Annotated in this window: 11 protein-coding genes; 5 read left to right on the top strand and 6 right to left on the bottom strand. The window is 62.6% G+C overall.

The annotated features are described in order from the left end of the window. The first annotated feature begins 72 nt into the window (after nt 1-72). The 4 genes from FBY10_RS02585 to FBY10_RS02570 all read left to right on the top strand — a co-directional run bounded on the left by FBY10_RS02585 (nt 73) and on the right by FBY10_RS02570 (nt 9,926). Nucleotides 73-1,692: an FMN-binding glutamate synthase family protein gene (locus tag FBY10_RS02585; protein ID WP_145335168.1), complete on the top strand. Its 1,620-nt coding sequence runs from the start codon at nt 73-75 to the stop codon at nt 1,690-1,692. 12 nt (nt 1,693-1,704) lie between these two features. Continuing rightward, nucleotides 1,705-1,989: a putative quinol monooxygenase gene (locus FBY10_RS02580; protein ID WP_131697407.1), complete on the top strand. Its 285-nt coding sequence runs from the start codon at nt 1,705-1,707 to the stop codon at nt 1,987-1,989. A gap of 248 nt (nt 1,990-2,237) precedes the next feature. Beyond that, the gene (locus FBY10_RS02575) at nt 2,238-3,371 is read left to right on the top strand and encodes an OpgC family protein (protein WP_145335170.1); all 1,134 of its coding nucleotides are present in this window, start codon (nt 2,238-2,240) and stop codon (nt 3,369-3,371) included. A gap of 66 nt (nt 3,372-3,437) precedes the next feature. Then, entirely contained in the window at nt 3,438-9,926 is a 6,489-nt protein-coding gene (locus FBY10_RS02570) for an NEL-type E3 ubiquitin ligase domain-containing protein (protein ID WP_145335172.1), read from the top strand. Nucleotides 9,927-9,976: 50 nt separating this feature from the next. On the opposite strand, the gene FBY10_RS02565 is transcribed toward FBY10_RS02570, so the two are convergent. Together FBY10_RS02565 and FBY10_RS02560 are read right to left on the bottom strand one after the other, a co-directional pair. Further along, the gene (locus FBY10_RS02565; RefSeq protein ID WP_131697410.1) at nt 9,977-11,395 is read right to left on the bottom strand and encodes an amino acid permease; all 1,419 of its coding nucleotides are present in this window, start codon (nt 11,393-11,395) and stop codon (nt 9,977-9,979) included. Between the two features lie 258 nt (nt 11,396-11,653). Then, nucleotides 11,654-16,273, bottom strand: a complete 4,620-nt coding sequence (locus tag FBY10_RS02560; RefSeq protein ID WP_145335174.1) for a hypothetical protein — start codon at nt 16,271-16,273, stop codon at nt 11,654-11,656. A gap of 192 nt (nt 16,274-16,465) precedes the next feature. Here FBY10_RS02560 and FBY10_RS02555 point away from each other — a divergent pair, with 192 nt between their 5' ends. Next, on the top strand, nt 16,466-19,609 hold the full coding sequence (locus tag FBY10_RS02555) for a transglycosylase domain-containing protein (protein WP_145335176.1): 3,144 nt from the start codon (nt 16,466-16,468) through the stop codon (nt 19,607-19,609). Here the strand turns inward: FBY10_RS02555 and FBY10_RS02550 are convergent. From FBY10_RS02550 to FBY10_RS02535, 4 genes are read right to left on the bottom strand one after another with little or no spacing between them, the layout of a single operon-like run. After that, nucleotides 19,552-20,292 (bottom strand): molecular chaperone, encoded by a 741-nt coding sequence (locus FBY10_RS02550; RefSeq protein WP_131697413.1) that lies wholly within the window; start codon nt 20,290-20,292, stop codon nt 19,552-19,554. The two genes, FBY10_RS02555 and FBY10_RS02550, sit on opposite strands and share 58 nt — an antisense overlap. A gap of 13 nt (nt 20,293-20,305) precedes the next feature. After that, nucleotides 20,306-20,824 (bottom strand): CS1 type fimbrial major subunit, encoded by a 519-nt coding sequence (locus FBY10_RS02545; protein WP_237683036.1) that lies wholly within the window; start codon nt 20,822-20,824, stop codon nt 20,306-20,308. Next, nucleotides 20,824-21,564: a molecular chaperone gene (locus FBY10_RS02540; RefSeq protein WP_131697414.1), complete on the bottom strand. Its 741-nt coding sequence runs from the start codon at nt 21,562-21,564 to the stop codon at nt 20,824-20,826. Before FBY10_RS02540 ends, FBY10_RS02545 begins: the two co-directional genes overlap by 1 nt. Nucleotides 21,565-21,579: 15 nt before the next feature. Further along, complete coding sequence (locus FBY10_RS02535; protein ID WP_256663390.1) at nt 21,580-22,503, bottom strand: hypothetical protein; 924 nt, start codon at nt 22,501-22,503, stop codon at nt 21,580-21,582. Between the last annotated feature and the right edge of the window lie 262 nt (nt 22,504-22,765).

The raw sequence follows: 22,765 nt of genomic DNA, 5'->3' as shown, positions 1-22,765 counted from the left end.
CAGGTTGTCTGGCGTTTCGTTACTGGCGCAGAATGCCGGATCGACCTGAGAGTCCGAACCCAAGGAAACCGTATGAGCCTGTCCTTGCTAAGCCGTTACGCCTTCTTTGCCGTGTGCGTCATTTTCACCCTCGCCAGCCTCCCCTTTATCCAACACGAATGGCTGTGGCCCATCACCCTGGTCACCGGTGTGTTGAGCCTGATCGGTATTTTCGACCTGTTGCAAAGCCCCCACGCGGTGCGCCGCAACTACCCGATCCTGGGCAATATCCGTTACCTGGTAGAAGCCATCCGCCCGGAAATCCGCCAGTACCTGCTGGAGTCCGACAGCGACGCCCTGCCCTTCTCGCGCTCGCAGCGCTCGCTGGTGTATTCGCGCGCCAAGAACGAAACGGCCGACAAACCCTTCGGCACCCTGATCGATGTGTACCAGCTGGGTTTCGAATTTATCGGCCACTCCATGCGCCCCGCGCCGCTGAGCGACCCCAGTGCCTTTCGCGTGATGGTCGGTGGTCCGCAATGCTCGCAGCCGTATTCGGCGTCGGTGTTCAATATCTCGGCGATGAGCTTTGGCTCGTTGAGCGCCAATGCGATCCGCGCACTCAACCAGGGCGCCAAGCTCGGCAATTTCGCCCATGACACCGGCGAAGGCAGCATCAGCCCCTATCACCGCGAAAACGGCGGCGACCTGACCTGGGAATTGGGCAGCGGCTACTTCGGCTGCCGCACCAGCGACGGCCGCTTCGACCCGGAGCGCTTTGCCGTGCAGGCGCAAAACCCGCAGGTGCGCATGATCGAAATCAAGATGAGCCAGGGCGCAAAACCCGGCCACGGCGGTATCCTGCCCAAGCACAAGGTGACTAAAGAGATTGCCGAAACGCGCGGCATCATGATGGGCGAAGACTGCATCTCGCCGTCGCGTCACAGCGCCTTCTCCACCCCTGTCGAGTTGATGCAGTTCATCGCGCAACTGCGCGAGCTGTCCGGCGGCAAGCCGGTGGGCTTCAAGTTCTGCCTGGGCCACCCGTGGGAGTTCATGGGCATTGCCAAGGCCATGCTCGAAACCGGCATCCTCCCGGACTTTATCGTGGTGGACGGCAAGGAAGGCGGTACTGGCGCGGCGCCCGTGGAGTTCACCGACCATATCGGCGTGCCGCTGCGCGAAGGCCTGTTGTTCGTGCACAACACCCTGGTGGGCCTGAACCTGCGCGACAAGATCAAGCTCGGTGCCAGCGGCAAGATCGTCAGCGCCTTCGACATCGCCAGCGTGCTGGCCATCGGCGCCGACTGGGCCAACTCGGCGCGTGGCTTCATGTTCGCCATCGGCTGCATTCAGTCCCAAAGCTGTCACACCAACAAATGCCCGACCGGCGTCGCCACCCAGGACCCATCGCGCCAACGCGCCCTGGTGGTACCGGACAAGGCCCAGCGCGTGTTCAACTTCCACCGCAACACCCTCAAGGCCCTGGCCGAGATGCTCGCGGCGGCAGGTTTGGACCATCCGTCGCAGCTGTCGGCCAAACACTTGGTACGGCGCATGTCGGCGACCGAGATCAAGCTGTTCTCGCAGTTGCATGTGTTCCTCAAGCCTGGCGAGTTGCTCACCGGCGAGGTCACTGGCGAGTTTTATTCACGCATGTGGCAGATGGCGCGGGCGGACAGTTTTGAGCCCCATGAAGTCGACGCTGCTTAAAGGACCCAGATCGTGTTGAAAGTCATCGCCGAAGATTTCATCAAACCCGAATACCTCGACACCGTGCGCCCCTGGTACGCCGAACTGGTGGAAAAAACCCGCCAGGAACCGCTGTGCATTTCGTACGATCTGTTTGTCGATCAGAAAGACCCAGGGCACTTCATTTTCATCGAGCAATGGCCCGACCAGGCCGCGCTCGACACCCATTGCCGGACCGAACACTTCACCCGGCTGGTGCCGCAGATCAACGAGCACCAAGCCAAGCCGTGCACAGTACTGTTGATGAATGCGTTCTAGCCCCCCCTTTCCCCGCTGAACCGGACCACCGACGGCATCGTTGAAACAAGGAAATTCACATGCCGTTACTGGACTTCGCTGCAATCGCCGGGCTACTGGTGATCATTGATGCCTAGAGACATTCAGTAATACCCAACCTTTGCAATTACTTACAAATAACGCCAACCTGCGCCCGCCCGACGTGCGGCGTACGACGACGCGCGCGTTCGCCTGTCATTACTAAACCTTTTGTTCAAGAGCCCGCTGCCATGCTGAACGGACGCGACCCACGCATCGATTTTTTTCGGGGCCTGGCGTTGATCTTCATTTTCTGGGATCACGTCCCCCACAATCCTCTCGGCCAGATCACCCTGCGAAATTTCGGCTTCAGCGATGCGGCGGAGGTCTTTGTATTCCTCGCGGGTTACGCCGCCGTCCTGGCCTACGGCAAGATCCTGCAACGTGACGGCTACTGGATTGCCGCACTGAAAATCCTGCGCCGCGCCTGGGTGTTGTACGTGGTGCATATCTTCCTGCTGGCGATGCTGATGGGCATCGTGTTCTTCGCCAACAGCCATGTGGAAACCCGCGACCTGGTCGAGGAGATGGGCCTGACGCACTTCGTCACCCACCCGCAACAGGCCCTGACCGATGAGTTGCTGCTGCGCTTCAAACCCAACCTGATGGACCCGCTGCCGCTGTACATCGTGCTGCTTGCCGGATTGCCGCTGGTGTTGCCGCTGCTGTTGCGCAGGACCTGGCTGGTGGTGGCCGCGTCGGCGACCGTGTACCTGCTGGCGCCCTGGATGGGCTGGAACCTGCGCGCGATTGCCGACGGTGTGTGGTACTTCAACCCGGTGACGTGGCAGTTCCTGTTTATCCTCGGTGGCGCGGCGGCGCTGCATGCCAGCCAAGCGCGCCCGCCGGAACAGCGCCCGCTCAAGCGCCAGCCGTTGTTCCTGGCGGCGGCGGTGTACACCGTGGTGGCGTGTGTGCTGACGCTGTCGTGGCGCTGGCCCGAGGTGCATGACGCGGTGATGCCGTCCTGGCTCAGCGACCTGATCTACCCCATCAGCAAGACCAACCTTTCGCCGCTACGCCTGCTGCACTTCCTGGCCCTGGCCTATGTCACCGCCAAACTGTTGCCGGGTCGCGGCTGGACGCAAAACTGGCTGGCCGAGCAAAGCTGCCGCATGGGCCGCTACTCCCTGGAGGTATTCTGCCTCGGCGTGCTGCTGGCGCCGCTGGCAGACATGCTCAACGCCCAGGCCGAGGATGCCTGGCCTATGCAGATTTTCAGCGCACTGTTGGGGCTGGCGCTGATGGCCGGGCTGGCGGCGTGGCTGGAGTTCAACAAGCGTCTGGACCAGACGCTGCGCGGCGATGCACCGGCCTTTAAATAGATAGCCCCGGCGCCGGCATGCGCGATGGTTCCATCTGCCTTCCACTTATCGTGAAAGGTAGAGCGCATGCCGACTCATCAATTACTCAACGGCCTGTCCGGCAATCTGCAATCAAGTACCGCCTGGTCCCAGCAACAGGCACTGGCACTGATCCAGCGTAATGTCCTGCAAGCCCTGGAGGGCCTGGACGCCGAGGAAAAACCACGTTTCCTGCGCTTGCAACGCAACGCCCTGGCGGCCCTGGCCGCGGTTGAGGCCGAAAAGGAGCGGGTGGTACGCAGCTTCAAGACCGATGGTCTGGCGCAGTTGCGTAACCGAATCGGTGGGCGCGATCCGGAGCACTATCGCTTCGAGACCACCTACCTGGAAAAGGTCGAGCAACCCTTGCCCTGGGACCGGCAGCCGGGCAGCCACGTCCGCGTGCCCCGTCGCTCCGATAGGGATCTGCGCGACATCGAACACGTCAAGAGCCTGTCGTTATGGGAAGCCGCGTGCCTGAATTTTGGTTTCACCACTTCGATCCACCAGGACTCCGGCTACAGCCTGGTGGACGCCAGCCGCGTCGTGGGCGAAGACGGTGATCTGAGCCTCACGGCGCAGGCATTCATCGCCATTGCCCGCGAGCTGGACCTGGGCCACCAACTGCAAGTGAAAATCCAGGCCACCCTCGGTGAGAACGGCACGCTGCGCCGGCTGATGGGCGAGGCGGTACTGGCGCTGTTGCAATTCGATGTGCTCGACGCCTGGCGCAACCGCGCCCGCAACGGCCTGACCCGCGAGGTGTATGACCGCCTTACGGCATCGCTCGAAGGCAGTGGGCCGCAACTGCCGGTCGACAGCCTGAGCCTGACCTCCGGCGTCACGCCCATCATCGCCGTGCCTTTCGTCCCCTGGGAAAGCGCGATTCCCGTACCGCTGCTGCTGATCAGGGTGGCCAGCCTCGGCGTGCTGTCCTATTTTCCGTTCCGCCCCGGCGGGGCGTTGCGCCACCACAGCGACGCGCGCGCGGCAGAGGCGGATTTTCGCCAGCAGTTGCTGGACAGTCACCAGCAAGGCGACCTGGGTTGGTTTTCCCAGCAACTGCCGTTGGTGGGGCTGTCGGTGTTCCAGTCGTTGCTGACCCAGGCGCCACGCCCCGAGGGCATGAGCTGGCTGGCCGGGCGGCTTTACGATGGCTTTCACACGGCGTTCCCGGAGCGGACGCTCAACGATATGCGCTTCTCCACCGACCCGCATACCGGCCCCGCCGTCACCCTGGTGCAAGCCCTGACTTACCGGCAGATCCAACGCTGCCAGGCCGATCTGGACACCCTGGCCAACAGCCGTTCCGAAGCCGATTGGCAAGCGGTCAAGGACGCCACCGCCGCCATTGCCGCCGAAGTCCTGCAACTGCTGCTCACACCCCTGCCCGGCGGGGTCACGGGCATGAACCGGGTCATGCAACTGGCAGTACTGGGCAGCATGACCTACAGCGTCAGCGCAGGCCTGGATGAAGCGGTCAAGGGCGATGCCAGCAGCTTCGCCTCGACCCTGAGCGATGTCGCCGACCTGGCCATCAGCGGGCGCTTGATCAGCGTTGCCGGCAGCGCCCATCGCCAGCGCATGCGCGAACACCTGCACCGGCTGGGCAACCCGCGCAAAGTCACGCGCCCCGACGGTGTGGATGAACTGTGGAAACCCGACGCCCGCCCCTACGCCCACAGCCAGCAATACCTGCTCGAGGGTAAACGCGCCGACGCCCTGTGCGTGTTCACCGTACAAGACCGGCAATACGTCAAGCTACACCATGACAACCAGACCCTGGTGGCAGAGGTCGTCCACGACCAGGTCTCGCAGCGCTACAGCCTCAAGCGCAGCAGCAGCGGGTACAAGCCGCCGATTATCTTCAACCCGGCGCTGCAAGCCTGGACCTTCGACCTGCACAACACCCAAGCCCTGTCGGATACCCAACTGCTGCAGCAGATGCTGCCCAACGATGCATCGGTTATCGCCCAGGCCGATCTGGAACGCACACTGCGCAGCACGGCCACCTCCCGCGATACCCTGGAGCATGTGTGGCGCGGCGAACCGGCACCGTTGAACCTGATCGAAGGCGTGCGACGCCTGCAGGCCGACCAGGTGATCGAACACATCATCAATCGCTTTCATGAAGCCGGCTACCTGCCTCCCTATGGCGAAAGCGTGGTGCTATGCCTGCTGACCCAGCTCCCCGATTGGCCCAGCGCCGCCCTGCTGAGCATCAAGGACCCGCAACGCAGGGTGATCGCAACCTTCGGCAAGACCGAGCAGCCGATGCCCGGCTCGACGACGATCACGATCATCCGCAGCGCTAACGGCAGCTACCAGGCCGAAGGCGATCACGGCCAGCCGCCCTATCGGGCCGCCCCCCTGTTGAGCCTGGTCATCAGCCTGCAACCGGGCACCTCACCACTGGGCTTCACGGATCAACCCGACGCCACGCCTGAACAGCGGATCATGGCGGTACGGCGCGACGTCGCCGCCCTCGCGCGTCGCGAACGCCTGGCATTGTTCGCCGCCGTGGTGAATTACGCCGGTTATGAAAAACATGAGGCATTGCCACCCACCAATGTGCGCCGCTTCCTGCCACTCAAGGCGTCAGCGCCGGCGGTCGCCGTCACTCCACTGCTGAAAAAATTGCGCGACCTCAATAACCCACTGTCACCGGCCATGCTGGAGCGTCTATTGGCCCAGCATCCGCTGACCCCGCGCCAACAGCAGGCCTACTTACGAGAAGGAGGACTGCCGACGGTCTTTGCCGAACTGCTGGATAACCATCGCACCGCGCTGCGTATCGACGCCGCGATCGACGCGCTGTATCACCCGCGCCAGTTCAACAACGATGCCGATCAATGGGCCAGGGAGTTTGCCTCGGCGTTGATACGCCGAAGTCTCAAGCGCAATTTCGTCATCACCGAAGTGGTTGCCGGCCGTATCGCCAAGCCGTATGCCAGCAGCGGTCCTGACGACCTCACTGTAGAGCTGCGTCACTACGGCGAGGGCGTCTATGAAGCCTACGATATGCACAATGCCGGCACGATTGCGGTATCGCCGGCGGTGGACAGTTTCTACCTGGCCATCAGCTCGGTGCTGCAACCCCATGAGCGGCAACAATTGGGCATGCGCAGTGCCTCCGACGCCATGGGCCTGCGGGTCACCTTGGGCGACTACATGAGCAACCAGCGCGGCCCGGAGGGTTTTGTGAGGCTGGCCGACGGGTCGCTGGCGCAGTACGAGCATACGCTGTCACTGCCGAGCCACCTGCGGCCGGATGCCCTGGGCATTTTCGCGCTTGGGGGCGAGCACTATCTGCCCCTGTTCGGTTCCTGGTACCGGATTGCCCATGACACGCGGACCTTCAAGTGGCGGCTCAAGCACCCGCAAAAGATCGGCGTCGACACCCCAACCCTGGAGCACAATGGCGACGGCGCCTGGCGCCTGTCCAGCGAGAATCCCATGGGGTGGGACGACCACAGCCTGCTCTACCGTCTTGGGGGCGACCACTACGCATTCCCTCGGGATACCGCCCGCACCCTTCTCGCCCTGACCGACACCCCGGCCCACGTGCTGCGCCAGGCACACCGCAGCGGCCGGGCGGCGCCGCCGCTGCTGGCCGATACCTGCAAACGCCTGCGTATCGACCAGGAAATCAACCGGTTCATCGAGGCAATGTATGAGTTCCCCGGCTCCCCTTCCGCGCGCCCGGACCTGCAGTTGCTGGTGATCTCCAGCCTGCCCGGCTGGCCCGACAGCCACGTGCTGCAGATTGTCGACAGCAATGATCGTGTCACCCACCAATACCCTGAGCATCGGCGGCCCAACGACCAGGTCGTGAAGGTCACCGATGCGCAGTTCAAAAGCGCCAGGCTGCTGGACGCCATTGTCCCCCACGACGATGTGGTCCAGGGCCTGTTGGGCCGGCTACCGAAGACCCCGGAACAGCGCCGGGTCGAGCTGATTACGCAAATCGTCGAGTACACCGACCGGGAGCGGGCGCAAATCCTCAAGTCCCTTTACCGACGCAGCGAGTCCGAAGGCACCGAGCAAGAGCGCCGCTTCAAGACCCGGCATCCAGACCTGCCGACCCGCACGGTCAAGGCCATTCTTGGCCACGCCTCGCCACGCGAGCTGAAGCAGTTGCACGAGAAAAACCAGTTGAGCCTGCGCCTTTCGGAACAGGCGCGCCTGAGTAGCCACGAGTTGCGCTTGAATCGCGCCTTCGAAGGCTTATATGCAGACGCCTGCGCCAATGCCGACAGCGACAGGATCACCTTGTACCTGCTGCGTTCCCTGCCGGGTTGGCCACGGAGCCTGCGCATCGATATCCGTGAACGGGACAACGAGGGGCGCCTGCTGGAAACGGCGGGTTACCTGGTGGGTTCATCACGCAAGACCGTGGCCCGAACCACCCACGGCTATCAAGCCTATGACCAACAGGGCCAAGCCTTGGGCCAGCCTTCGATCAGACTGCTGCGGGTCATTCTCAGCACCTTGACTGCCGCCGAGCAGGCCGTCCTTGAAGTGGACACCGAAGCCGGTATCGCCGACCTGCGCAACCAGCTTGCCGAACTGGCCTTCGCCCGTCGCGTGGACATCAAGGGCCTGCTGGACATCCCGCACTTGCAGCCCTGGATGCAACCGGCCATGGGGCTGGACCGTTCGTTTCTGGTGTATCCGCTATGGCGCCAGATCCAGTCTTTTTTCGGCCCCCGACCGCCGAGTCTGGTGGCCAAGGCCCAGGAGCTTTACCCCAGCTTCAACAACGACGACGCACGGCGCTTCTTGCGGTCGTTGAACATGACGGACCCGGAAATACTGATCGAGCTGGAGCGCCGCCAGGCCGAGTACCAGGCCATGGATGTGGAGCTTTCCCGCTGGAGTGAAACCTTGCTGCCGGCTGACAACGCACTCAATGACCCCTTGGGCATGAACCGTGGCCGGCGGCGCCATATCGCCTACCAACTGCGGGGCGCATGGCGGCGCGAAAACGCGACGTTCTATATCGCCGGCCTGTTCAACGTGCCGTCACTGGAGTTGCAACTGGACGACGAAGGCCTGCCGCCGGGGGCTTTCCTGACGGGTACCAGCGGCTTCAGCCACATTGAATACCTGCGAATTTCCGGCAACACGTTCCCTGCCACGGGGGCGGAATTTCTCAGTAAGTTCGCCCAGCTCAAGGCATTGCGCGTCGACTGTCGCCTCACGGACTTGCCCAGCGCGATCACGGATATGACCACCCTCACCCACCTTGACCTGAGTGACAACGACCTGCGTTTGACCGAAGAGGCCGTGCAGCGCCTGGCAAACATGGTCAACTTGCAAAAACTCGACCTGAACGACAACCCGGACCTGACCCTCACACCGGATGTCAGCCGGATGCTGCAGATGAATACACTGCGCCTGGCCAACACCGGCATCACGCAATGGCCCATCGGGGCCAGCGCGCTGCCGGTGCTTACAGAGCTGCACCTGCAGGCAAACGGGATCACTACCGTTCCCGAAGAAGTCTTCACCAACCCCTGGCTGCAAACCGCCAATCGCAACACCCTGCTGCACGAAAACCCGCTGTCGGTGGAGACCCTGGAGAGCATCGACGCCTACCGGATTGCCACGGGTATCCGACTGGGTGGCCAACTGCGTACACCGGCCCATGCCCCGGCGGCGCCGAACGACCTCGATACCTGGCTGACCGGCGTGGCGGCGCAGGACGTGGCCGCCCGCCAACAACTGTGGGAGCAGTTGAAGGCGAATGAAACGGCAAGTGCCGATGATGTGTTCCGGGTACTGCGTGACCTGAAGAGGACCCACGCCTACCGCAGCCCCGCGTCAAGAACACGGCTGACCGAGCGGGTCTGGAGCCTGCTGATCGCCATGGGCGAATCGACGCAACTGCGTAACACGATCTGCCTCAATACCTACGGTTCAGGCAATTGCGGCGACAGCGTGCTGCTGGCCTTTACCAACATGGAGCTGCATCACCGTATCCACCAGGCCAAGCTGCAACCCAGGAGCTACCTGGCCGACCGGGCCTTGCTGGAACTGGCCAAGAGTTGCTTCTACCTCAATCAGCTCGATCACTTTGCCGACCAGTTCGTGCTTGCGCGCGAGCGTGCCGACCTGGACGTCGATCACGCCGAGGTGACCATCTACCTGCGCAGTAAACTGGCGCGGGAATTCAACCTGCCGTTTTATCCACTGGAGCTGCTGTACAGCGTGGATGACTATGTGACGCCGGCAGTGATCGACGACGCGCGCCGGACCCTGCGCCGGCTCGGCCAGTCACCGGCGTTGCAGGAGGCGATCGTGGCCACCGAGTTCTGGATCGAGTACCTGGCCAGCAGTGAGCCGGAGGCGTTTTTCACCGTCAAGGACACCATCACCTACAAAGTCAGCGTGTTGGATCAGGCGTTTTCGGACAGGCGTTCGGATGAATACCTGGAGCGTCGCCAGCAACTGGCCGACGAGGAAGCCAACGAACACAACCGCCTGGTGCGGCAGTTGACCGAGGGCACGCAACGCACGTTGCAGCGGGTCTGAGACAGTGCGGGCCGACCTGTCGCGAAACAGGCCGGCCCGCGCTCAAGGGATCACGCCGACGGCTGTGAACCCTGGGCGACCTGGGTCGGCTGCAGCTTGAACACGTAGAACAACACGGTCAGCAGCACCAGGAAGGCCGGTCCCACATAGAGCGCCACGCGGGTATCCGGGAAGTACGCCATCAGGCCCACCACCAGCACCAGGAACGCCAGGGCCAGGTACGAACTGACCGGATACAGCCACATGCGGTACTTGAGGGCTTTCTGTTCGGCCGGGCTCAGGCTGCTGCGGAACTTGAGCTGCGCCAGCAGGATCATGACCCACGTCCAGATCGCACCGAAGGTGGCGATGGACGTGACCCAGACGAAGACTTTCTCCGGCACCAGGTAGTTGAGCAACACGCCCAGCAGCAAGGCAAAAATCGACAACAGCAGTGCCTTGCGCGGTACCCCGTTGCTCGAGGTGGTACCGAACGCGGCCGGTGCCTGGCCGTTCTGCGCCAGGCTGTAGAGCATGCGCCCGGTGCTGAAGATGCCGCCGTTGCATGACGACAACGCTGCGGTGATCACCACGAAGTTGATGATGCCGGCGGCGGTCTTGATGCCCAGGCGCTCGAAAGTCATCACGAACGGGCTGCCCTGGGTGCCGATTTCATTCCATGGGTAGATCGACAGGATCACGAACAACGCGCCCACGTAGAACAGCAGAATGCGCCAGAACACCGAACCGATGGCGCGGGGAATGGTCTTCTGCGGGTTCTTCGCTTCCCCGGCGGTGAGGCCGATCATCTCTACGCCCAGGTAGGCGAACATCACCATTTGCAGGGACATCAACACGCCCTGGACGCCATTGGGCATAAAGCCGCCGTGGGTCCACAGGTTGGAAATGCCGAGTGCCACGCCGTCGTTGCCAAAGCCGAACGCGATGATGCCGACGCCGCCGATCACCATCGCAATGATGGTGACGATCTTGATCAACGCGAACCAGAATTCGAATTCACCGAAGGCCTTCACTGCGATCAGGTTGATGGTACCCATGCTGATCAGGGCTGCCAGGGCCCAGATCCAGCGCGGTGTGTCGGGGAACCACACGCCCATGTAAACGGCCACGGCGGTAATCTCCGCCACGCAGGTCACCAGCCACAGGAACCAATAGTTCCAGCCGGTCAGGAAGCCCGCCAACGGGCCGAGGTAATCCTGCGCGTAGCGACTGAATGAGCCGGCGACCGGGTTGTGCACGGCCATTTCGCCGAGGGCGCGCATGATCACCAGGATGGCCAGGCCGCCGATGATGTAGGAGAGCATGATGGCCGGGCCGGCCATTTCGATGGCCTTGGCCGAGCCAAGGAACAGGCCGACACCGATACAGGCGCCGAGCGCCATCAGGCGGATATGCCGTTCGCCCAGTTCGCGTTTGAGCGGGCCGCCCGAAGCGGTCTCGCCATGGGGCAGGTGGTTGCCGACTGGCATAGGGATACAACCTCGTCTTGTTATTGGATATGAGCCTCCGAGTCCGGCACGCCACGGCGGGTGCGCCATGGGGTGCCGTCTCCGCTTGACCTTTTGGGTCAAACGGTCTGGCCGGGCCAGATCAGGGGGGTGCAGTATAAAAAGCTCAACCCAGTGATTTTCACTCTATAAACGGCAATATTCAGCGGGAATTCCCGGAAAACTCCGATTGCGCGGTTGGAGTATCGCACGGCAATGGTGCGTCATTTCAAGCCGCGCCTATTCGTCACGCCTCCACTGCGGTGCGTCGAAGAACAACTTGCGCGCCATGCGCAGGTTGATTTCGCCACGATGGATCTCCAGGGCCTGCGAGGCCCGCCCGCCCTGCCCGGCCTGGATGCTGGCAAACGCCTGGGCCTGCGCCTGGGCCTGGGTTTGTTTGCCCATGCGGTGTTGCTCCGGGGTCTTGAGGTGCGCCGCAGTGAAATGGTCGTCCGGCCCCGCCTGGCGTTCATAGTGGAAATGCGCGTACCACAGGGGCTGGCGCGTGTGTACATCCACCACCCCATAAGCCTGCAACCAATCATTGGGGCGTGCGGCGAGAGCGACACGCCCGCCCTGCCGGAAAATATTCGCCTCATGATGGCTGACCAGCACGTCCACCCCGGACTGAGTGGGCAGGCGGGCCTTGATCGCATTCAATCGAGCCTGCAAACCCTGCTCGGATAAACGACTGGCCGCAGCCCGCAGTGCGTCGGCTTCGGTCCTGGCCCGCGCCCGCTGGGTGGCAGCCAGGCGCGCCGGCTCGCTGTGCTGAAGGTGTCGCTGGATGGCCTCGGCACACTGGCGCAACTTGTCGGCGCGCTGCTCCAGGATGTCCTGCAGCGACTGTGGTTCGTTGGCCCTGCGCGCCATTTTCAGGACTTCGCCAATGGCTTGCTCCACCGCAGCCCGCAAGGCCTGGCCCTGCTCAATCAAGCGACTGAGACTGGGCATTGAACCTGCACGCCGGGGAGCCGCTTTCTCGACCGGTTCCCAGATCCCATCGGCGGCCGGGGTGAACGAGGCAATCACGCTGTTCTGGGCATCCAACACCTCTGCCACCTGCGTCGGCTGTTCGCCAGTCGTCATCTTGAGTTGAGCGACATACAAACCCTGATTGCGTGTGCGAATGATATTTTTGCGCGGTGCACGAGGTGCCGGCACCGGGCGTGGCGCAGGGTTCGCGGGCATCAGGGCCGCAGACAGCTCGCGTTCGACCTCAGCGTGCAGTTGGGTGAACAGCTGCTGCAACTTATCCAGGTAATCGAGATGGAATTTATCCGGCTCCATGGCCCGCCAGAATTCGATGCGGTCATCGGTCTGGGCGTAGACACGGTTGAAGCTCTCCAGCAACTCGATGCGTAACTCCGTGCTATGGGGCGCCAATTCGTCCAGTTGCGCCTGGGACCCACTGGCCCAACGCGCGCGCTGAATGGTGTCGTCCAGGCTTTGGAAAAAATCTTCATCCAGCCTCGGCCCTTCGGTCTTCAGCGCCACCGCCCACAGGGCCGTCACCTGCAACGACTGCAGTTCCAGCACCGTCGGCCCAACCAAATCGCCCTGCCGCAAGGCTTGGGCCCTGTCCCGCCCGAACTTGGGAACCGCTTCCAGCTCTTGCAGCAAGTTGAGTTCCTGAGTACGCCAGCGGATCGCATTTTCGTTGCTGTCAGCCAACTGCCGTAGCCCTTCCATCAACACCTGGTGGGCCTGTTGATTGACGTCCCAGGTGGCCTCGTCCTCACTCAGCGATTGCACCCGGTCCAGCAACGGTACCAATCGGGCATTGATGGCGACGGTCGTTGCCCGGGCGTGCATCAGCAGTTGCCGCAGGCTGAGGATCAGCCCCTCGAGCGACGTCGACAGTTCACGTTCATAGCCCGCTCGGGGCTTGAGCAGTTGCAGCGCCTTGAGGCATTGCAGTTCCAGCAATGACGCCTCCAGCTTGCTCTGCAACTCCTGGGTATAGCGACTGCTCGCCGTGGCGCGCTGCTGGTCGGTGACGCTGGCGGCATCACTGGTCTTGAGGGTGTAGGCCACGACCATGGCCCGATTCGCGGTTTCCCGACGCTGGCCGTATTGACGATAGTCCCGCTCCAATTGCTCGTGACGCGACTCAGTGTCCGCCCCTGCCACCGGTGTATCGGGCTGCCCGCCGATCAAGCGCAGACGCAGGCTCAAATCCACGTCCCAATAGACATTGTCCACCAACTTGAGCCAAGGCCCGGACACACGACCATCGGCGCTGATGATCCGCACACTGTTGTCCGTGACCCTGGCCCGGTACAAATGACCGCGTACCAGCACCTGCCACTGCGGCGGTTGCGTGGCGGGGTTGAATAACATCCCATTGAGCCGCCCGCCCACCTGCGCGCCGGGCAAACGTACCGGCCAAGGCAGGGCAAAGGCCTTGAGACTCAGCTGCTCAAGGCGGGCTTTCAAATCCGCTGTCAGGGTGTCGCGGGCATTGCTCCAGCCACCGGGGGCGCGTAGTTGCACGTCGAGTGGGCCACGCACCAGGGTTGCCGGCGCGAGCCTCCGGGGGGTCGGCTCGAACGCCGGGTGTTGCAGGTCCAGGGTCGACGGCCACTCGTGGGGCGAAGCCCGGTGCGCGAGTATCAGCACCAGGTTGCTCAACAGGTCCATCACACCCGATACCTGTAAGGCCGGCTGGTTGCCGCTGATGGCCTGCACGTCCTGCTGAACACTGTCCATCACCTGAACCATCCATCCCACCAACGCCACCGGTCCCCTGAGGAACGGCAACAGGCTGTTGAACAGCAACCAGCCGCCTTCCTTCAACGTCGCCCAGCGCTGCTCGGCGTTGGACACCGATTGGCGTTGGGCCAGACTGACCAGCGCCTGGACCGTGGAAGCAAATACCTGAGGCAGCGGGTCAGCGGCCAGCGGTTGCTTGCTCAAGCGCGCCGGCGCCGGGCGCTCGGGCACGCTGAACTCATCGCCGGCCAGGAAGCGCCGCACATGCGGTTCCTCGAAACCGCCGTTGGCATACACCGCCTGGCGTGTCGCGGGGAGCCAGGCCAGTACCGTGTCCTGCAGTTCGCCGGGAGCCTTGATCGCATCGAACAAGGCTTGAGCCGTTGCGAATTCACGCAGGCAGGGACTGAACAAGGGCTGGTAGAGCAGATGCGGCCCCTCCTCGGACTGCCGGGGGCCAATCACATACAGATTGACCACCGCATCCGGCGATGAGGTCGGCGTGGCCTCGAATGCCAACGGCCAAAACGCCGCATCCGGTTGCTGCATCACGGCCGCCTGCACCAGGCGATAACCGGCCTCGGTCAAGCCGTGCTCGCCCTTGATCTTCATCTGCAACGCCAGCAGCGGCAGTTGTGCACGGACCTGCCGGGTGAACAACGCTTCACGGCGCTGCCGCTCAGCCGCATCGTCCACCAGCGTTTGCTGGAGCAGCGCCGGGTAGGTTTGCCCGATATCCACCTCGGTCACACATCCCTTGAGCAACGTTGCCGTCAGCCAGTCGGGGGCGGGGCTGCCGTTGAGGTGGATCGACGACGGCAAATGGGGAAAACCACCCAGGTTCGCCAAGGCCAGGTCCGTAAGGCTCAGGCTCACCGGGTGCACCTCGCCCGTGGCAAACCCGCCCGGCGTCATCGCCGCCGTCACGATGTGGTAAGTCATTTCGATGTCCTCCGGCTCGATGCCGTCGGCCCGGCGATCCTTGCGCAGGCATTGCTTCAGAGCCTGTGCGGCAAAGGTACGCAGCGGCGCGATGCCGTCAACAAAGCTACGCCCGTCGGCTGCGGCCTGCGCCACGACCAGTGCCTGAAGCGCACGGGCGTACGCCAGGCTGTCTGCCGCCGACGCATGGATCAGCCACAGTGGCAGTTGGTCCTGCAAGCGCAGTTGAAACGGGGTCAGGACTGACTCAAACCAGCGCGAAGGATCAGTCACATAGTCGAGCATGTGCTGAAACTGCGCGGGCGTTCGGGGCACCGTGAGGTCGATGGCCAATACATCCGCCCGCTGACGCTCGGCATAACTGGCGGCCAGCGCATCGAACGGATCCCCCCAGGGCACCTGGACAAACCACTCGAGCGTCGGGCCGGCCAGGCGCTGGCTGAGGTAGTCGGGAATCAATGGCTCGATGTCCTCCAGGCGGGCGAGCGGGTGAAGGCCGGTCGCCGGGCTGAACAGCAGCAAGGTAGGCAGCTCGGCACCGGGCAACCGATGGGCGAGGATCAGCAGCGGCAGCATTTCCGAGGTCTGTGAACCTTGCGGCCTGACATGTACGGTCTGGACCTGCAACGTTGCGCCGTGCAGGCTCCATTCGCGATCCGGGCGACTGGCGCGTAACGCCGTGCGGGGGAATAACCGGGCAAATTGCTGCTCATCCATCCCCGGCGGTTTCTGGCTGTCATACAACAAGGCCAGGCAGTCATCGGACAGGTAGGCCCATCGCGTGGTGTTCACCGACACCGTTGCCCGCCACCATGCTTCCAGCCGCTCCAGCCAGGCCTGCAACAGGTTCGGCCCGAGCTGGTTGACCACCTGCTCGATAGCCGCCAAGGGCGGGCCACCGGGCACATGGATTTCTCGTTGACGCAGGCATACTTGATGGTAGTCCTCGATATACCGCATCGGCCGGGCACTGGTCAGGCGCACCATCACCTCATCGGCAAGCAGGCTGTAGTGGTACTGGTCGGCCTGCATCGGGGTGCCGATGGCCACCCGTTCGGCCAGCAGGTTGAAGGCTGGGAAACGTCGATCGAGTGTGGCCTGCACCTGCGTGATCGCCACCTCCCGCAGGGTGGGGACGTTGGAAAACAGCGTGAGAACTTGCTCGATATGGTTACGACGCAATGAAGGTGTTTCAGGCATGGGCTGGACTTCCTTGTACGGACGCTGGAATCGGTCCGATAAGCCCTGAACGGTAGGGGCAGTCCCGCGCCCATTTGTGGTAACCGGGTATGCACCCGCCCGCCCTCACTGCAGACAATTTCCTCGACAGCGCCAATCAGCGTCTAAGCTTCAGTCAAGTCCGATCAATCTGCAGGGATGGATCAATCGACTATGGGCGCTTTATGGCAAACCGATTCAACCGAGGCTGCGGCTCCCACCGACAGCATGGACGAACAGCCATTGCCACGACGCCCCCGCAAACCGTTGTACAGGTGGCGAATGGTATGGCTGCTGCTGGTGATCGGCCTGATAGCTGCGGGCTTTGCCGCCCAGCGCGAAATGCGCACGTCGCACTGGCAGGCCCGGGAACTGAGCCGCCTGGCCGCGACCTTGACCTACACCCTGGAACCCGGCCCCAGCGAGGCGCTGGTTTATCCTGGTGCCGGGCCGTTCGACAAACGCCTGGGTTACAGTGACCTCGATGAGTTCCTGCCGCGCCTGCTCAAGCGCAACTACCTGATCCAGAGCCAGGTGCGCTTCTCCGCGCCCTTGATGACCTATGTCGAGCGCGGCCTGTTCGTGCCCTACACGGAGAAAATCCAGGCGGGCTTGTCGATCAGCGACTGCCGCGCCGAGCCGTTGTACCAGTTCATCTATCCACAGCAGTCCTACCAGCGTTTCGACGCGATCCCGCCTGTGGTGGTCAACAGCCTGCTGTTCATCGAAAACCGCGACCTGCTCGACCCGGCACACCCCCAGGCCAACCCGGCGGTGGACTGGCCGCGTTTCGCCAAGGCGGCGTGGTCGCAAGTGGCCAAGCTGTTGCATTTGCCCGGCCAGACGGCCGGCGGCAGCACCCTGGCCACCCAGCTGGAAAAATACCGCCACTCCCCTGATGGGTTGACGCTGTCGGGCGGCGAGAAACTGCGCCAGATGTTTTCCGCCAGCGTGCGCGCCTATCAGGACGGCCCGCAGACCTTGCAGGCGCGCCAGAACATCGTGCGCGACTACCTCAACAGCGTGCCGTTGTCTGCGGTGCCCGGTCACGGCGAAGTGCATGGTATGGCCGACGGTCTGCGGGTGTGGTACGGCGCCGACTTCAACCGCACCAATGCGCTGCTCGCCGACAACAGCCCGCAGAACCTCGCGCAAAAGGGCCTGGCCCTGCGCGAAGTGTTGTCGTTGATGATCGCCCAGCGCCGGCCTTCCCATTACCTGTCCAAAGGCCACGCGGAGCTGGCGACCCTGACCGACAGCCATATCCGCCTGCTGGAACAAAACAGCGTCATCGCCCCTGCCCTGGCCAAGGCGGCCCTGGCCAGCAAGGTCAGTTACCGCGACTGGCAGCAGCAACCGACGATCCAACCGATTGAAACCAACAAAGGCATCAGCGTGGCCCGCAACCGTCTAGCCACCCTGCTCAACCGCCCGCTGTATGACCTTGATCGCCTGGACCTGAGCGCCACCAGCACCTTGCAAAATGACCTGCAAACCCAGACCACCGCCTACCTCAAGCACCTGGCCGATCCGGCCTTCGCCGGGCAACTCGGCCTGCTCGGCCCGCGCCTGCTGACACCCGCCAGCACGACTCAGGTGCGCTACAGCTTCACGCTATACGAGATGACGCGCGACGGCGCGCGAGTGCGGGTGCAGACCGACAACACCGACCAACCTTTCGATATCAACGAGAGCAGCAAGCTCGAACTGGGCTCCACCGCCAAGCTGCGGGTGCTCACCACCTACCTGCAAATCATCAGCGAGTTGCACCAGCGCTATGCCGGCCAGACGCCCGCCGTGTTGAAAAAAGTCGAGATTGACGAGCAGGACCGCTTGTCGCGCTGGGCCGTGGACTACCTGGCGCAAAACCGCGACCAGAGCCTGTCGAAGATGCTCGACGCCGCGCTCGACCGGCAATATTCCGCCAGCCCCGGCGAAAGCTTTTTTACCGGTGGCGGCCTGCATCGCTTCCATAACTTTCGCAATGAAGACAACGGTCGCAACCCGACCTTGCGCGACGCCCTGCGCGAGTCGATCAACCTGCCGTTCATTCGCCTGATGCGCGACCTGGTCCGCTACAGCACCTATCACGGTGACAACAACAGTGCCGAGTTGCTCAAGGACGACAGCGACCCACGGCGCCAGGAATACCTGGCCCAGTTCGCCGACCGCGAAGGCACGACCTTCCTGCTGCGCTTCTGGAAAAAATACCGCAACAAGGACACCCAGGCCCGGCTCGCGACCTTTCTGGACGGCCTGCACCCTACCGCCATCCGCCTGGCCGCCGTGCACCGCTACCTGTTGCCCCAGGCCAGCCAGGCGAGTTTCAACAGCTTCGTGCGCTCGCACCTGACCGGCACCAAAACCGCAGAAAAACTCACCGACGAGCGCCTGAGCAAGCTCTACAAAAACTACGGCCCCGGTGCCTACGACCTGCCGGACCAAGGTTATATCGCCAAGGTCCACCCCCTGGACCTGTGGTTGCTCGGTTACCTGCTGAACCACCCCGACGCCACCTTCACCCAAGCCGTCGCCGCCAGCGAGCACGAGCGCCAGGAGGTCTATGGCTGGCTGTTCAAGAGCCGTCATAAGAGCGCGCGCGACAGTCGCATCCGTACCATGCTGGAGATCGAGGCGTTCCTGGATATTCATCAACGCTGGCGGGCGGTCGGCTACCCGTTCGACCATTTGGTGCCTTCCCTGGCCACCGCCATCGGCAGCTCGGGAGACCGCCCGGCGGCGTTGGCGGAACTGGTGGGGACGATCCTTAACGACGGCATACGCGAGCCGACGCTGCGCATCGACAGCCTGCATTTTGCCGCAGACACCCCCTATGAAACCCACCTGGTCAACAACCCCGACAAAGGCAAGCGGGTGATGCCCAGCGAAGTCGCCACCGCCTTGCGCGGGGCGTTGTCCCAAGTGGTGGATGCGGGCACGGCGAAACGCGTGTCGGGCAGCTTCAAGCTGGGCGACGGCACACCGCTGGCCATGGGTGGCAAGACCGGCACCGGCGACAACCGCATCGAAGCGATTGGCGCCGGTGGGCGCGTGCTCAGCTCCAAGTCGATCAACCGCACGGCTACCTTTGTGTTCTATATCGGCGACCGGCATTTCGGCACCCTCACCGCCTTCGTCCCCGGCAGCGGCGCGCAGAACTTCACCTTTACCTCGGCACTGCCGGTGCAGGTGCTCAAGGGCATGGCGCCGGTGCTGATGCCGTATCTGCAACCGGGTGGCCATACCTTGTGCAGCGTACCTCAGCCACTGATCTCGACGACTTTCTCGGTGCTGCCCTCTACCACGAAGAACCGATAGACCCGTCCGGCCTGCTTCTCAAAGCTGAACACCCGACCCGGGAAGATATGGTTCTTGGTGATCGGCGCGCAGTCCGTGCGGTCGGCGACCGAACAGTCCTTGAACTCATCCACCACTACGACGGTGTTACCGGCATTGCGCAGGGTGTAGGTGCGCCCGCCGTTCTCGACGCGGGTATCAAAACGGCTGTGTTCGGGCCGCACAAAAAACACCGTGCCGTATCCGGACATCACCCGCACACCCGCCGCCAGGGATGCTTCATAGGCGGCGCGGTCTTCGTCATTGATGCCGAAGTCATCGTCCTTTTCCGGCGCCACCGGCAGGTAGCGCACCCGGAAGTAACGTTCCCGATCGCGCTCGCCCATGAACAGGAAGCGCGTGCTTTGCATCGCATTGGCCGGCACGATCAGGCGTGCCGGGCTGGCCATCAGGCCATCGCGCACGAGGCCGTCGGCCTGGCTTTTGAGGGGCACTTCGTCGTAGCTGCCATCGGGTTTGTAGAGCATCTCCGTGACTTTGATCTTGACGAACGCGGTGCTGGTGCCGCCGTTGAACACGCGCTTGAGGTAAGTGTTCTTGTCGCCATTCAAGTAGTCGTAAAAATCGCCGACGTTGATGGCCGGCCCGGCCTGGGCGTTGAAGGACCACAGGCACATGCCCAGTACTGCATAAACGTATTTCATAAGCACCTCGTTATCACGGTCGCAACGCGTCGAAGATCAGATGAACGCTGCCGAAATAGTCGCCCGGGGTATAACCGTCCTCGGGCTCGACAGCGGCAATTTCCAACAGCACCCGCTTGCCGGCCCGCGCCTCCTCGGCAGGCACCACTAGGGTGTCGGTCAAGTCCAGCCATTCGCCGTTGAAGTTGACATTCAACAGAATCAGGCGCCGGCCGTTGGAGAGCACCGGCAACTCCCCCAGGCGCGCGACGATGCCGCCGCCGCTGTTCTTCACATCGAAGTGCTCACGCAATGGCTTGAGCGTGCGACTCACCAGGTTCCAGGCCATCTCCTGCTCGCGCTCCAGAAACACCGGGTTGATGGGCAGCACGTAAAAATCGGCGGTTGGGATGGTGACCGACACATCGAACACCTGCTCCTCACGGATCGCGAGGGCCTGGGTACTGAGCAGCGCTGTAACCATCAACAGCAATAGCGTCGCGATGACCTTGTCCGGGCGATACCCGGCTCCATGGGCTCTTTTCCTGAGCATCAGCCTTTGACCTCATAAGGTTTTTTTTCGCTGCCCTCAACCAGGGTAAAGCGGTAGGTACGCCCGGCCTGCTTGGTAAAGCTGAAGGCACGACCGGGCAGGATGTGGTTCTTGGTGACGGGCAGACAGTCCTGGGCATCGCCGCTGGCGCAGTCCTTGAACTGATCCACCACCACGACGCTGTTACCGTCGTTATGCAGCGCGTATTGGGCGGGTTGCTCGTCGATACGGGTGGCAAAGCGAGTGTCTTTGGGGCGCACGAAGAACACCGTGCCAAACCCGGCCAGCACCGTGACCCCGGCCGAGAGACTTTCTTTGTAAGATTCACGCGCCTCACTGGACACGGCAAAGTCATCCTCCGGCTCCGGCATCACCGGCACGAAGCGCAGGCGGAAATAGCGCTCTTTTTCCCGCGCGCCCAGGTACAGCAAGCGTGTGCCCTGCATGCCATTGGAGGGGACGATCAGACGCGCCGGCGTGGCCATCAAGCCATCGCGAGCGGTGTTTTCTGCGTTGCTCTGGAGCTCGACTTCCTCGGAGCTACCGTCGGCCTTGTAGAGAATCTCCATCACCGACACCTTGATGAACGCCGTACTGTCGCCGCCGTTGAAGACCCGTTTCAGGTAGGTGCTTTTGTCGCCGTCCAGGTAGTCATAAAACACCCCCACGTTGATATTGGGGGCCGCTGGTGCCGACAGCGGCAACCAGCACAGCGCGCACAGCGCCAACAAATGTTTCATTGCTGTAAACCTCATTTAGAGCTCCGAATCCCAGACCACCGTGACCTGGCCCGAGTAGGTGGATCCACCCCGGCTGAGCATCTGGTCGGCGTAATTCTTCTTAACCTCGAAGTGCAAGGTGCCGGGCCGTTGGTTGACATAGAAGCCCGGCTGGAACTGCTCGGTACCGGCGCCGCTGCGCAACAGCGGTTGGCGATTCACAGCGCTGCCGTCCGGTCGATTCAGGCCATGGGGCAGGCTGACGCTGACGTCCAGCGGCACCTCATGGCCGTCGGTGGGGTTCTTCAGGGCGCAGGTGTCGCCTATGGTCCGCTCGCAGCTCATTTGCATCTTGAAACGCGACGAAGCAGAAATGCGGAAGGTCTGGTCGCGGAACAAACGCGCAGGTTTGCGGCCCTGGTTCAGCCAGGCTTGCCAACCGCCTTGGGGCACCAGCTCGATACGGTTGCCGTTGGGGGGAACTTCGACTTTAAGGTCATGTTGCACCGCCAGGGTGAAGTTCAGGGTCAGGGTAGGACTGCTGGGCAACATCACGTCGCCCAAATCAAAGTCCTTCCCTGGCCCTACGGTGTATTGATGGCGACCGACGTACTCCCCTGAAGTCATGCCCAAGGGGTTGGGCGTGATGAGTTCATAGGCGAACTCCAGGTTGGTTAAGCGCATGGTGGGAATATCGAACCTGGCTTGTCTGGCACAGAGAGAACCGACCGGTGTTCGCCAGAAAAACCCATACGTTGTCGTCCCATACAAGCTCACCCCTGTGCCCAGGCAGGTGCGCGGCGGGTAAACCCAACTGGAGCCGGTCCATAATTGCTGGTGAGCTTGCAAAGGGGTAACGCCGCCGCCCACCAGGCTGACCAGATTGGGGATGGCATACGTCGAGCCGACACCCATGATCCGTACCCTTAACGTCTCGGTCTCCTGAGTCTGTCGATGCACGACGGTCAGGTCCTGCCACTCCGTTGGCACTTTAAACATCGCGCCTTGGCGTTGATCCGTATGAAAAGCAGCGATCTGCGTAACGGAATCCGCCGAAATGGCGGCCCTGAGACTGAATATATTCAAGGCAGTACATTGGGCGGGAAAAGACGCACAGTAACCAACGCTTGGCGTTTTGTTCTCGAACTTATTCAAGTGCGGCTGTGAAGGGTCCGGCCGAAACTCAGCATGGATGTTCATCTCCACACCCATTACGGGCATT

The sequence above is a fragment of the Pseudomonas sp. SJZ103 genome, assembly GCF_007828335.1.
Lineage (GTDB): Bacteria > Pseudomonadota > Gammaproteobacteria > Pseudomonadales > Pseudomonadaceae > Aquipseudomonas.
The sequence above is the reverse complement of the archived record's forward strand: the minus strand, read 5'-3'. Positions and strand labels throughout refer to the sequence as shown.

Coding starts and splice junctions, on each gene's coding strand:
- FBY10_RS02565 (WP_131697410.1), bottom strand. CDS start 11,395: ATGCCAGTCGGCAACCACCTGCCCCATGGCGAGACCGCTTCGGGCGGC.
- FBY10_RS02545 (WP_237683036.1), bottom strand. CDS start 20,824: ATGCTCAGGAAAAGAGCCCATGGAGCCGGGTATCGCCCGGACAAGGTC.
- FBY10_RS02555 (WP_145335176.1), top strand. CDS start 16,466: ATGGGCGCTTTATGGCAAACCGATTCAACCGAGGCTGCGGCTCCCACC.
- FBY10_RS02550 (WP_131697413.1), bottom strand. CDS start 20,292: ATGAAATACGTTTATGCAGTACTGGGCATGTGCCTGTGGTCCTTCAAC.
- FBY10_RS02570 (WP_145335172.1), top strand. CDS start 3,438: ATGCCGACTCATCAATTACTCAACGGCCTGTCCGGCAATCTGCAATCA.
- FBY10_RS02575 (WP_145335170.1), top strand. CDS start 2,238: ATGCTGAACGGACGCGACCCACGCATCGATTTTTTTCGGGGCCTGGCG.
- FBY10_RS02540 (WP_131697414.1), bottom strand. CDS start 21,564: ATGAAACATTTGTTGGCGCTGTGCGCGCTGTGCTGGTTGCCGCTGTCG.
- FBY10_RS02585 (WP_145335168.1), top strand. CDS start 73: ATGAGCCTGTCCTTGCTAAGCCGTTACGCCTTCTTTGCCGTGTGCGTC.
- FBY10_RS02560 (WP_145335174.1), bottom strand. CDS start 16,273: ATGCCTGAAACACCTTCATTGCGTCGTAACCATATCGAGCAAGTTCTC.